Source organism: Escherichia sp. E4385 (genome assembly GCF_963883145.1).
Taxonomy (GTDB): Bacteria; Pseudomonadota; Gammaproteobacteria; order Enterobacterales; family Enterobacteriaceae; genus Escherichia.
Genome location: NZ_CAWOOJ010000002.1, coordinates 319,438 through 331,794, shown reverse-complemented (window position 1 = coordinate 331,794; position 12,357 = coordinate 319,438). Strand labels below are relative to the sequence as shown.

9 protein-coding genes are annotated in these 12,357 nt (G+C 48.5%); 5 read left to right on the top strand and 4 right to left on the bottom strand.

The genetic code is table 11. The features are described from left to right. Window positions 1-87 precede the first annotated feature (87 nt). Entirely contained in the window at window positions 88-1,353 is a 1,266-nt protein-coding gene (locus AACS80_RS04025) for a hypothetical protein (protein WP_135490721.1), read from the bottom strand. A gap of 871 nt (window positions 1,354-2,224) precedes the next feature. On the opposite strand from AACS80_RS04025, the gene uxuA reads away from it, so the two are divergent. The 4 genes from uxuA (at window position 2,225) to iraD (ending at window position 6,792) form a co-directional block, all read left to right on the top strand. Continuing rightward, on the top strand, window positions 2,225-3,409 hold the full coding sequence (gene uxuA / locus AACS80_RS04020; RefSeq protein WP_000438582.1) for a mannonate dehydratase: 1,185 nt from the start codon (window positions 2,225-2,227) through the stop codon (window positions 3,407-3,409). A gap of 80 nt (window positions 3,410-3,489) precedes the next feature. After that, window positions 3,490-4,950 carry a fructuronate reductase gene (locus tag AACS80_RS04015; RefSeq protein ID WP_130204660.1) on the top strand — a complete coding sequence of 487 codons (1,461 nt, stop codon included), beginning with the start codon at window positions 3,490-3,492 and terminating at the stop codon, window positions 4,948-4,950. Between the two features lie 268 nt (window positions 4,951-5,218). After that, complete coding sequence (uxuR, locus tag AACS80_RS04010; protein WP_130216613.1) at window positions 5,219-5,992, top strand: Uxu operon transcriptional regulator; 774 nt, start codon at window positions 5,219-5,221, stop codon at window positions 5,990-5,992. 413 nt (window positions 5,993-6,405) lie between these two features. Then, on the top strand, window positions 6,406-6,792 hold the full coding sequence (iraD, locus tag AACS80_RS04005) for an anti-adapter protein IraD (RefSeq protein ID WP_135410892.1): 387 nt from the start codon (window positions 6,406-6,408) through the stop codon (window positions 6,790-6,792). A gap of 43 nt (window positions 6,793-6,835) precedes the next feature. On the opposite strand, the gene ptsP is transcribed toward iraD, so the two are convergent. The 3 genes from ptsP to dhaK are packed head-to-tail and all read right to left on the bottom strand — an operon-like array spanning window position 6,836 to window position 10,930. Beyond that, complete coding sequence (gene ptsP / locus AACS80_RS04000) at window positions 6,836-9,217, bottom strand: phosphoenolpyruvate--protein phosphotransferase (protein ID WP_135410893.1); 2,382 nt, start codon at window positions 9,215-9,217, stop codon at window positions 6,836-6,838. A gap of 3 nt (window positions 9,218-9,220) precedes the next feature. Continuing rightward, window positions 9,221-9,853, bottom strand: coding sequence for a dihydroxyacetone kinase subunit DhaL (gene dhaL, locus AACS80_RS03995; RefSeq protein WP_130204666.1), 633 nt, complete (start codon window positions 9,851-9,853; stop codon window positions 9,221-9,223). 12 nt (window positions 9,854-9,865) lie between these two features. Next, window positions 9,866-10,930: a dihydroxyacetone kinase subunit DhaK gene (dhaK, locus tag AACS80_RS03990; RefSeq protein ID WP_135410894.1), complete on the bottom strand. Its 1,065-nt coding sequence runs from the start codon at window positions 10,928-10,930 to the stop codon at window positions 9,866-9,868. 325 nt (window positions 10,931-11,255) lie between these two features. Between dhaK and AACS80_RS03985 the strand changes: the two genes are divergently transcribed. Continuing rightward, window positions 11,256-12,338 carry a glycerol dehydrogenase gene (locus AACS80_RS03985; protein ID WP_138183662.1) on the top strand — a complete coding sequence of 361 codons (1,083 nt, stop codon included), beginning with the start codon at window positions 11,256-11,258 and terminating at the stop codon, window positions 12,336-12,338. Window positions 12,339-12,357 lie beyond the last annotated feature (19 nt).

Here is a 12,357-nt window from a genome sequence, read left to right as displayed (position 1 = left end):
GAGCCGAAACGCTCCTGGTCTATATAACCGTTCTGGCAACTGGCGATATTTATATTGTTTAGCTCCCAACAGCCAGACAATATCAGCTTAGAAATTATATCCGCTTATGCGGTTTGCATATTGCACAGTACAACCTGTTTTCTCTATATCTAACGTAACATCAGGATGTGGATGATTTTTGGATGGGGTGACACACTGGACAAATATAGCTGGCACAAAAAGGCTGGCATTTCCTACTGACCAATAGTCTCTGGAACCATGATGAGGAACTTGTACGACGCTTATTGATTTCTTGCGTCTGGGGCCAAAATGGCCAAGCATATCGCAAGCAACATCTCTGGTCAGGTTAATATCACCGGTAAGAAGAGTAGCGTGTTGAGCCATCAAATCAATGATAGAGTTAATACTTCGTCCAACATACATACATAACGAAATATTATTTTTTGCTTTAGCTGTGTGACCAAAATGTTTTTGATAACAGGCTTTGAGTTTTTTTCTCCAATCAGGTGGAAGAGAACTAATGTCATTTGTAAGCCCTAAGGAATCAATAAGAAGCTCTATCTCCGCTTTTACATCTTTTAACGGGACTCCTGATTTTACTGCGAAAATTTCACCTGATTGAACACGGACCAGCCCTAATCCTTTAAAAGGTTTCACAACGTTATAGAACATAAATTCGTAAACGCTGTCTGTACTGTATAATGGAACTGCGTGGTCTATTGTTCTGATAACCGGACCCGTTTGATTTCCTGAACTTTTAAATTTAAAAAAAGCCCCTTCCTCCCCAAAGAGATCAACCTGCTGTATAACCTCTCTTTCATTATTTTGCAAATTAAGATTGTTAAAGTCTGCATTGGGTGGATAACGCGGAGGGCTGTTTGGCTCCTCATGATTATCATCTGGAGGGTAATTTCCCTGCACCAGAGTTAATTGCTCCACACTGCCATTTAGATTATTCATCTGTAGCCACCTGAGTGGGTTCAACTGAAAAAGTGCAACACTGGGAGAAACGCCTTTTTTTCCTGATACTGCGATTTCACGTACACTTTGTGTCCATTCCGTATAAGGTAAAACGAGCTTTTTAACCCGATAAAGCCTTAAAAGCTCCTCTAGCCCATTTACGTGGTCATCATCAAAATGAGAAATGACTAACATATCAATCACCCTTGAGCCGTGAGTGTTTTTAAACCAGTTTGGTAAGCTATGGATCTTATTTATGATTGTCGTTCTGCTGGTGGAACCACAATCATACACTATATTAAATGTGCTGTTACCAGACATATTTTTTATCTGTCCGGTATAAAGAGTACCTTTACCTACCGCATGGAAACATTGCTTTATACTGTGTGCCATTAGAGTTAATCCCTTTGAAATAACATATCTGATATGACGTCTACGCGTTGAATATTAATCGACGAATCTGCAATATTCTTTATGATAAAATAAATGTCTGGCAAGTTAAACATGTAATGATTGAATCTCGTCAGACATTTTATCTGTAGTAAATTGCCATTAATTATTCAGTTCCATTCACAAGCCATATTATTAGAGTAGTCACCGTTGTTATGGTAATAAATCACATTTCTTTTTCGTAATTGTTCAACATTTATTTATAAATAGGCGACCAGAGGATGATCTCCGCAGGGGGATTGTGTTTTGGGCTGCTTCAGGGCGCTGGTCAGTTAGGCAGCGTGGTGGAGTAGGGCGTCACCACTACTTGCGTATAACCCCGCCTGGGTTAACCCGCTGGGCGGCTATCGTTAAATAATCAGACTCTGGTATGTAAAAATCTTCTTGCGGTGTTTCGGTCACGATCTAACCAATCGAGACCGCGCGGTGTAGAACAGCACGAGCGCCCCACCACTACAATCGCCGAGAAACCAATAACATTTTACCTCTCCAGGTTAATCCATTGTTATGTTGGACGACACGTTATGTAAATTGGTCAACCATTATTGCGATGAATGTCACATCCCCCGATCACTAACCGCTGATCTCCCTGTGTTGTCATTTGCAGTAACCGACATGAGAGTAGATTTCTTGTGATGTGGTTAACCAATTTTAGATTTCAGGTTGACATGTATTACCAAAAGGTAGAACTTATACGCCATCTCATCCGATGCAACGCCACGGCTGCGGTCTGGTCGTTCTTTCGGATACCTAAACAACTCCGGGGTTCCGCGTCTCTTCGCTGTTGAACCCACTACGTGAAAGAGGAATAAACATGGAACAGACCTGGCGCTGGTACGGCCCTAACGATCCGGTTTCTTTAGCTGATGTCCGTCAGGCGGGCGCAACTGGCGTGGTTACCGCGCTGCACCATATCCCGAACGGCGAAGTATGGTCCGTTGAAGAGATCCTCAAACGCAAGGCGATCGTTGAAGACGCAGGCCTGGTGTGGTCTGTCGTAGAAAGCGTGCCAATTCACGAAGATATCAAAACCCACACTGGCAACTATGAGCAGTGGATCGCTAACTATCAGCAGACCCTGCGCAACCTGGCGCAGTGCGGTATCCGCACCGTGTGCTATAACTTCATGCCGGTGCTCGACTGGACCCGTACTGACCTTGAATACGTGCTGCCAGACGGCTCCAAAGCTCTGCGCTTCGACCAGATCGAATTCGCTGCATTTGAAATGCACATCCTGAAGCGTCCAGGCGCGGAAGCGGATTACACCGAAGAAGAAATTGCTCAGGCAGCTGAACGCTTCGCCACCATGAGCGACGAAGACAAAGCGCGTCTGACCCGTAACATCATCGCCGGTCTGCCGGGCGCGGAAGAAGGTTATACCCTCGACCAGTTCCGTAAGCACCTGGAACTGTACAAAGATATCGACAAAGCCAAACTGCGCGAAAACTTTGCCGTCTTCCTGAAAGCGATTATTCCAGTTGCCGAAGAAGTTGGCGTGCGTATGGCTGTTCACCCGGACGATCCGCCGCGCCCGATCCTCGGCCTGCCGCGTATCGTTTCCACCATTGAAGATATGCAGTGGATGGTTGATACCGTAAACAGCATGGCGAACGGTTTCACCATGTGCACCGGTTCCTACGGCGTGCGTGCTGACAACGATCTGGTTGATATGATCAAGCAGTTCGGTCCGCGTATTTACTTCACCCATCTGCGCTCCACCATGCGTGAAGATAACCCGAAAACCTTCCACGAAGCGGCGCACCTGAACGGTGACGTTGATATGTACGAAGTGGTGAAAGCGATTGTTGAAGAAGAACACCGTCGTAAAGCGGAAGGCAAAGAAGACCTGATCCCGATGCGTCCGGACCACGGTCACCAGATGCTGGACGACCTGAAGAAGAAAACCAACCCAGGTTACTCCGCGATTGGTCGTCTGAAAGGCCTGGCCGAAGTTCGCGGCGTCGAACTGGCGATCCAGCGCGCTTTCTTTAGCCGTTAATACCCACCGGCATGGCTGCGCGCCGTGCCGGTTCCTTCTTCCTTGCCGTCACTCTCTGAAGACGGATTCTGGAGTTTACGATGACTACTATTGTTGACAGCAATCTGCCGGTTGCCCGCCCGTCATGGGATCATTCTCGTCTGGAATCACGCATTGTGCATCTCGGTTGCGGGGCGTTTCACCGCGCGCACCAGGCGCTGTATACCCATCACCTGCTGGAAAGCACCGATAGCGACTGGGGTATCTGCGAAGTTAACCTGATGCCAGGCAACGACCGCGTGCTGATCGAAAACCTGAAAAAACAGCAGCTGCTGTACACCGTGGCGGAAAAAGGCGCGGAAAGCACCGAGCTGAAAATTATTGGTTCGATGAAAGAAGCCCTGCATCCGGAAATCGACGGTTGCGAAGGTATTCTCAACGCGATGGCGCGTCCGCAGACGGCGATTGTCTCCCTGACGGTCACGGAAAAAGGCTACTGTGCCGATGCGGCGAGCGGTCAGCTGGATCTCAATAACCCGCTGATCAAGCACGATCTGGAAAACCCGACTGCGCCGAAGTCCGCAATTGGTTACATCGTAGAAGCCCTGCGTCTGCGTCGTGAAAAAGGGCTGAAAGCGTTTACGGTGATGTCCTGTGATAACGTGCGTGAAAATGGTCATGTGGCGAAAGTTGCCGTTCTGGGGCTGGCTCAGGCGCGTGACCCGCAACTGGCGGAATGGATTGAAGAGAACGTCACCTTCCCGTGCACCATGGTTGACCGTATCGTTCCGGCGGCGACGCCTGAAACGTTGCAGGAAATTGCTGACCAGCTGGGCGTTTATGACCCGTGCGCCATTGCCTGCGAACCATTCCGTCAGTGGGTCATTGAAGATAACTTCGTTAATGGTCGTCCGGACTGGGATAAAGTCGGCGCGCAGTTTGTTGCGGATGTTGTACCGTTCGAAATGATGAAACTGCGTATGCTTAACGGCAGCCACTCTTTCCTGGCATACCTCGGTTACCTCGGCGGTTATGAAACCATTGCCGACACCATGACTAACCCGGATTACCGCAAAGCGGCCTTTGCCCTGATGATGCAGGAACAAGCACCAACGCTGTCGATGCCGGAAGGGACTGATCTGAACGCCTATGCGACGCTGCTGATCGAGCGTTTCAGCAACCCGTCTCTGCGTCACCGTACCTGGCAGATTGCGATGGACGGCAGCCAGAAGTTACCGCAGCGTTTGCTGGACCCGGTGCGTTTACACCTGCAAAACGGCGGTAGCTGGCGTCACCTGGCGCTTGGCGTAGCGGGCTGGATGCGTTACACCCAGGGCGTGGATGAGCAGGGTAATGCTATCGACGTGGTAGACCCGATGCTGGCCGAGTTCCAGAAGATCAATGCGCAGTATCAGGGCGCAGACCGCGTGAAAGCGTTGCTGGGCCTGAGCGGTATCTTTGCCGATGATCTGCCGCAAAATGCAGACTTTGTTGGCGCGGTGACTGCGGCATATCAGCAGCTGTGCGAGCGCGGCGCGCGTGAGTGTGTGGCTGCACTGTAACTGACTGATTACTCTACAGACTCACTGGTCAATCAAAAATATATTTGGTTGACCAGTTTTCGTTTTTTGCCCACCTGTACGTGCCAACTTCCAGTGCTGATGGTATAGTTTGAAATTAACGGTCAACGTAAAATTGCCCGGTAAGCAAGCCTGGCGGGCCTACGGATCAATCGCAATTTATTGAATACGCACTCTTTGTAGGCCGAATAAGGCGTTCACGCCGCATCCGGCAATAATTTGATTAATCGCATCTAACGGACACAACATCATGAAATCTGCCACCTCTGCGCAAAGACCTTACCAGGAAGTTGGGGCGATGATCCGCGATCTGATCCTTAAGACGCCGTACAATCCTGGCGAACGGCTACCGCCGGAGCGTGAAATCGCAGAAATGCTGGATGTCACCCGCACGGTGGTGCGTGAGGCACTGATCATGCTGGAGATCAAAGGGCTGGTAGAAGTACGACGTGGTGCCGGTATTTATGTGCTCGACAGTTTACCCAGCCATAATGCAGAGAGCGCAGAGGCCAACGTCTGCAATGACGCCGGTCCTTTTGAACTGTTACAGGCGCGCCAGTTGCTGGAAAGTAACATCGCCGAGTTTGCCGCTTTGCAGGCTACCCGCGAAGACATCGTTAAAATGCGTCAGGCATTGCAACTGGAAGAGCGTGAACTGGCTTCCAGCGCGCCGGGTAGTAGCGAAAGCGGCGACATGCAGTTCCACCTCGCTATTGCTGAAGCCACGCATAACAGCATGCTGGTGGAACTGTTCCGTCAGTCCTGGGAGTGGCGGGAAAATAATCCAATGTGGATCCAGTTACATAGCCATCTCGATGACAGCTTATACCGCAAAGAGTGGTTGGACGATCACAAACAAATCCTGGCTGCGTTAATCAAAAAAGATGCCCGCGCGGCAAAACTGGCGATGTGGCAGCATCTGGAGAATGTGAAGCAGCGCTTGCTGGAGTTCTCTAACGTCGATGACATCTATTTCGATGGTTATCTGTTTGATTCGTGGCCGTTGGATAAAGTGGACGCCTGATCCCTCATTTCTGGTGCAAAGTTGAACCGCTTTGCACTATGTATGTTCCCTGAATAATTAATTATGTTCTGCAGAATATATTATGCGTAATTTAATCATTACGTACGATATATTGTTTTGGAATAATTATATATCAGTTAAACGCTGAGAAATTATTCGGAATAATCAGAATATGTTAACGTATTTCCGTTATGTTTAATGACTTTTGTCAAATGATACCTTTTTAAATAAAAAGTCAGTGGATATTCTTTTCTGTACAGTGTTTTATCTTTGGCGGATCTTATAAATCCCTTATGAAAGTGCCAGGGACGCAATGAGCATAAAGGAATGATTATGGAATATGAGCATCAACCCAGTGGTGTCCAGCAGCCAGGGCAGGATACAGATGCCACTAAACGTCAGGAGTGCGCAAAATGATGCGCCAATCGGTTCAGACGGTATTACCTGAAAGTACAGGGAACAATACGTTATCGCTGCGTGATTCCGTATGTCGGGATCTCTTTCAACTTTTTAGTTCTCCCCATTCATCGCTACCAATATTACTTGTTTCAGGCATGCCTGAGTGGCAAGGGCATAATCAGAGCGACAAGCTTCTCCAGAGTTGGTATTGCCGCCAGTTACGTTCCGCGCTTTTATTTCATGAGCCACGTATTGCAGCATTGCAGGTCAATCTGAAAGCAGTCTATTGCCACGAGTTGGTCATTAGTCTGGAGATGATGCTGTACCACGATGATGAGCCGCTAACGTTTGACCTGGTCTGGCAGAAGGGGAGCTGGCATCGCACGATGCCCAGTAAATGATGGGAAACGCGATACGCGCAAGACGTATCGCGTTAGGTCACAATTAGTGGGAGGTTCTGATTGCTGCTTTCAAGGCCGGAAGTCGGGATGGACTGGCACTGAGCTTATCAATCCCCATGGTGAGCAGTCGTGCTGTTTGCTGGGTATCTCCAGCCATTTCGCCGCACATACTGACCGGAATTTCATTATTACGTCCGGCCTGACACACCATAGCAATAGCGTTAATCACCGCGTCATTACGATAATCGACCAGTTCCGCGACGGTACTATTTCCTCTGTCTGCCGCCATAATATATTGCGTCAGATCGTTGGTGCCGATGGAAAAGAAATCGACTTCACTGGCTAATTTGTCTGCAATCATGACTGCGGCAGGAACCTCAATCATAATTCCCAGCGCCGGAAGATTTTCTGCAGTAAGTCCCAGCAGTTTTGCCTGAGTTTGTATCAGCGTTTTGACGGCGTTGACCTCCTCGAGCGTTGAAACCATCGGCAGCATAATTTGCAGCGTTGGGTATTCTTTCCCGGCCCTGAGAAGTGCGCGCAATTGAGGAATAAATATTTGCGGATGCGCCAGACACAACCGGATACCACGAAGTCCCAGGAAGGGGTTGTCCTCTGCGGGTAAAGGGTACGAAGGTAACGGTTTATCACCACCAATATCCAGAGTCCGGATCGTTACTGGTTTGTCGCCAAAAGCTCGGGCGACAGAACAATACACACGGAACTGCTCTTCCTCATCAGGTAATGTCGCAGAATCGTGGAATAAAAACTCGGTACGCAGCAAGCCAACGCCCTCAGCTCCGTGAGACAGTGCGGCGTCAATGTCTTGCAGATCACCAATATTCGCCAGCACGCTGATTTTTCGCCCACCTTGTGTGACAGCGGGCAGCATGGCATCAGCTAACTGACGATCTCTTTGTTGTCGCCATGCTTCGGCGCGTTGCAGTAAATCCAGGCGGGTGACCTCATCCGGCTGTAGCCACAAACGGCCTGTTTCACCATCAAGAATGACCGTGTCGTTATCGCGGACGTTTTGCGGGGTAATAGCTGCCTTCACAATAGCAGGAATGCCCATTGCTCTGGCAAGGATCGCTGTATGTGAAGTCGTTCCTCCGTTATGAAGGCAAATGCCAAGAATGTGTGCTTTATTCAGGCTGGTTATCTGTGATGGCAACAGATCGTTGGCTAACAAAATGCAGGGCGCGGTAGTCATAAAGTATTGCTCACTTACCCCGCAAAGCTGGTTCAGTACCTGACGTGTAAGGTCACGGATATCTGCCTCGCGTTCACGTAAATACAGTGTTTCCGCCTGACAATATTGCTCTGCCAATGCCTGCATGACTTCTAACCATGCGAATTCCGCCTGTTTGCCCTTTGCCAGACGATGCTGTAATTGCCGGTTAATTTCTGGATCTTCAAGCATCATCTTATGGGCGGCAAAGATATCGCCTTCAGGCCCTGCCGCTTTATCGGCAAGTTCGCGAACCACAATGTCGATAGCAGACTCGATTCGCGACAGCTCTTCTTGCGGAGAATCGACGGTACGCTGCGTAATTTCTGGTAGTTCGCAGGTAAACCATTTAACCGGACCAATAGCGATACCATTTTGTACTGACAGGCCTGCGATTGCGCCATCGACAGGAGCGCTGACTACGGGCATTGCGGTTAGCGGAATCTCTGAAGAGGCCAGCAGGTGAGCTTCGCCAAAATGATCTCTCGCCAACGTTTCAATTGCTTTTATAGCGTCACTGGCATCGACGCCTTCGGCCTGAAAGGTGATTTCATCGCCACAGCGAGCTCCCAGCATAGCCAGTTCATTGAGGCTGCGGGTACTGGCGCGTTTATTCCCTTTGGTGACGATAATATTTGCTGAATATTGCGCTGAAACTTTTAGAATGCTGGCTGCCGGACGGGCATGAATGCCGTTAGGATTACGTATCGTCCAGCAAAAAGTTTGCCATTCGCCGGAATGATTGACCGGTGATATCGCTGGCACAACTTCGCCTGCAGTCGAGGATGGCGTGAGTTGCTGCTGTTTGGCACACAGCGCAAGGTCCACTTCGGCAATAATCTCCTTAACCGAAAGCCCCGCCGCGGCAGACGTTACCGCAGACACAGCACCTTCCACTACAGGAGCTGCGAGCAGATAAATCGCGCTTCTCTGTTCTTCAGAAAGCAATTCCAGCGCCATCTCTGTACTAAGTAGCGCACTGCCCATATCCATGAGAACCAGAACGCCTTCCGGTGACCAGACTGATTCAATCGCAGACATAATCGCAATGGCATCGGTGCCAATCGGATTTTGTGGATCATCAATACCCGCAGCAATGGCCAGAGGAACGGTACCACCAGACATCTGCAGTGCTAACTCCTCAATCCCCTGGGCGAGGCGTAGACTATGAGAAACAATAACAATGGCGACCATAATTTATTCCGCGAATCCTTCCTGCATAGCCTTAATCATCAGCCAGGAGGAGGTAGCGCCTGGATCCTGATGGCCCACACTGCGAGCGCCGAGATAACTGGCTCGTCCTTTTTTCGCCTGCATATTGATGGTGTTATCCACTGCTGTTGCCGCATCTTGCACCATCGTATTCAGCAGAAGGGAAGGCGATATTCCGGCTTGCAGATTTTTTTTGGCTTCGTTGAGGACCGGAACCCAGACATCACACAGTGTTTTGTCTCCTTGTTCTGCTTTTCCTCGCGCGATGACTCCTGCAATCCCTTCTTCCAGGCACGCCAGCCACTCTTCCAGAGTTAATTCCGTTCTGGCTCCCACTGCCGCAGAGGCGCGAATAAATAATGTGCCGTAAAGAGGACCACTGGCACCACCGACACTGGAAAGCAGTTTCATACCGGTATTCTTAAGGATGTTGCCAATTTGCTGACGTTCAATGTCGGGTAAGGTCGCTTTTACTGCACTGAAACCACGATTCATATTGAGCCCGTGGTCAGCATCACCAATATCTCTGTCGAGTGCGGTTAAAAAGTCTTGCTGTTCAGCGAGATGCGCCGCACAACTCTCCAGCCAGGCGATAATATGTTTGTTTTGAATTTTCATATAATGTCCTTATTAACATCCCCAACGAAGAGCTGGCGTATTGACCGGGGCATCCCAAAGTTGCAAAAACTCCGGGGTACATTTCAACAGGCTGATGGAAAATCCTGCCATGTCTAATGATGTGCAATAATTACCAACCAGCTGGCGGCTAATTTTGATTCCCTGACGCTGTGCTGCGCGCATAAATACCCTGGTGACACCATATAACTCTGATTCAGGTGTGCTGCCAAGTCCGTTAATTAATACAATATATTCAGCATTTTTATCGAATGATTCGTTCATTGATGACGTATCTATCCATCCCCCGGCATGGCGATCCCAATGGCGTAATGTGCGTCGCCAGGGGGTATTATCCAGTAACTGTGCTATCACATTGTCGATTAACGCGTTCAGATCTTGCAGAGTACGTCGTTCAATGCCTGGTTCGCCGTGGATCCCAACACCAAATTCAATTTCATTATCTGCCAGTTCAAATGAGGGTTTTCCCGCTGCGGGAACAGTGCAGGCTGATAGTGCGACGCCAAAAGAGCGGGTAGCGTTGTTCACATCTTTGCCAAGTTGTTCACATTGCCCGAGGTCATAACCCTGAAGCGCAGCTGCACCGACAATTTTCTCTACAAAAACCGTACCAGCAACGCCACGACGTCCGGCTGTATACAGGCTGTCTTTCACTGCTACGTCATCGTCAATAATAACCGTGCCAACGGCGATACCTTCTTCGTGTAGCATCTCGACAGCTGTTTCGAAGTTCAGAATATCGCCTGTGTAATTTTTGATGAAAAACAGAACGCCAGAACCATTATCAACGACTTTGGCACATTCGATCATTTGGTCTGGTGTGGGCGAAGTGAAAATTTCACCAGGGCATGCACCGGTTAACATTCCCATGCCGACAAAACCTGCGTGCAGCGGTTCGTGGCCCGAGCCGCCGCCTGAAACCAGCGCCACCGTATTATCGTTTTGTTTGCACCACACATATCGGGGCGCGTAATTTGCCTGCAGGTGTGGCCAGGTGGCGATGAGTCCTTCCATTTGTTCTGTGACAACAGAATCAACCTGGTTAATTAATTTCTTCATAGTCATTCCTGTTCTGATAAATTACGTAAACCACGCTAAAGATGCTTTCGAGATTAATTCTCAAGCCATAACAAAACAAACTACAGGATAATAAGATTCATAATGAAACGGTTAATTCATGGTGTTGTTTCAAAATGAAAAGGGACCAGAGTGGATATTGATGTATTGTGATTAAGGCATAAAAAGTATTTTTTATTATCATCTGCGGATGATGTTTTTTACAGCGCGATCATAAAACATAATTTTTCGCGAATGAAATGTTTGCCGCCACTGGATGCAACGAGTAGGTTAACAGTGAAGCAAAACAAGTTACGCGAGGAATGACATGGATAAGATTATTATAAGTCCGGCTAAATATATCCAGGGAAATGGTTCTCTGGATAATATTGCTACATATGCGGCAAGTTTGGGAACAGAACCATTAATTATTGCAGATAACTTTGTTACCGGTCTGGTTGGTGACAGAGTTAGCCAGAGCTTTGCAAGAGAAAACATTATTGCGGATTTTGATGTTTTTTGCGGTGAATGCTCGCAAAATGAAATTTCTCGAATTCGTGAGAAATTTAATCAGCGTAAATATAATGTCGTTATTGGTATTGGCGGCGGTAAAACGTTGGATACGGCAAAAGCCGTAGCATATTACCAAAAAGTTCCAGTGGTGGTTGTACCGACAATTGCTTCCACAGATGCGCCAACCAGTTCTCTGGCAGTAATTTACACCCCGGAAGGTCAGTTTAGCGAATATCTGTTTTTCCCGAAAAACCCGGATATGGTGATTATGGATACAGGTATTATTTCAGCCGCGCCAGTGCGTCTGCTGGTGGCCGGTATGGGAGATGCTTTGTCAACCTGGTTTGAAGCGAGAGCTAATCAGGCGTCAGGAAAAGCCACAATGGCAGGCGGGGCGTCGACACTGGCGGCACTGGCCATTGCCCGACTCTGTTATACCACGCTGTTGGAAGATGGCTATAAGGCAAAAACCGCGGTTGAACAAGGCGTTAGCACCAAAGCGGTAGAGAATATTATCGAAGCTAATACCTATCTCAGCGGGATTGGATTTGAAAGTAGCGGTCTGGCGGCAGCTCATGCCATCCATAATGGCATGACGCAACTGGAGGAATGCCATCATTGCTACCACGGCGAAAAAGTGGCATTTGGCGTGCTGGTACAGCTCGTACTGGAAAACGCTCCACAGGAGGAAATTGAAACCGTACTCAATTTCTGCCATAGCGTTGGTCTGCCGACAAATCTCCATATGTTAGGCGTGAAGGAAATTAATAAAGATAAATTACTGGCAGTGGCTGAAGCCGCTACTGCTGAAGGGGAAACTATCCATAATATGCCATTCGTGGTAACTGCGCAGGACGTTCTTTCTGCAATTTTGACTGCACATCATTTAGGACTTTAAAAAATAATACGGCCTGTGC

Excerpts from the sequence above, each read along its gene's own strand:
- dhaK (WP_135410894.1), bottom strand. The coding sequence starts at position 10,930 with ATGAAGAAATTAATTAACCAGGTTGATTCTGTTGTCACAGAACAAATG.
- ptsP (WP_135410893.1), bottom strand. The coding sequence starts at position 9,217 with ATGGTCGCCATTGTTATTGTTTCTCATAGTCTACGCCTCGCCCAGGGG.
- uxuA (WP_000438582.1), top strand. The coding sequence starts at position 2,225 with ATGGAACAGACCTGGCGCTGGTACGGCCCTAACGATCCGGTTTCTTTA.
- AACS80_RS04025 (WP_135490721.1), bottom strand. The coding sequence starts at position 1,353 with ATGGCACACAGTATAAAGCAATGTTTCCATGCGGTAGGTAAAGGTACT.
- AACS80_RS04015 (WP_130204660.1), top strand. The coding sequence starts at position 3,490 with ATGACTACTATTGTTGACAGCAATCTGCCGGTTGCCCGCCCGTCATGG.
- uxuR (WP_130216613.1), top strand. The coding sequence starts at position 5,219 with ATGAAATCTGCCACCTCTGCGCAAAGACCTTACCAGGAAGTTGGGGCG.
- iraD (WP_135410892.1), top strand. The coding sequence starts at position 6,406 with ATGATGCGCCAATCGGTTCAGACGGTATTACCTGAAAGTACAGGGAAC.
- AACS80_RS03985 (WP_138183662.1), top strand. The coding sequence starts at position 11,256 with ATGGATAAGATTATTATAAGTCCGGCTAAATATATCCAGGGAAATGGT.
- dhaL (WP_130204666.1), bottom strand. The coding sequence starts at position 9,853 with ATGAAAATTCAAAACAAACATATTATCGCCTGGCTGGAGAGTTGTGCG.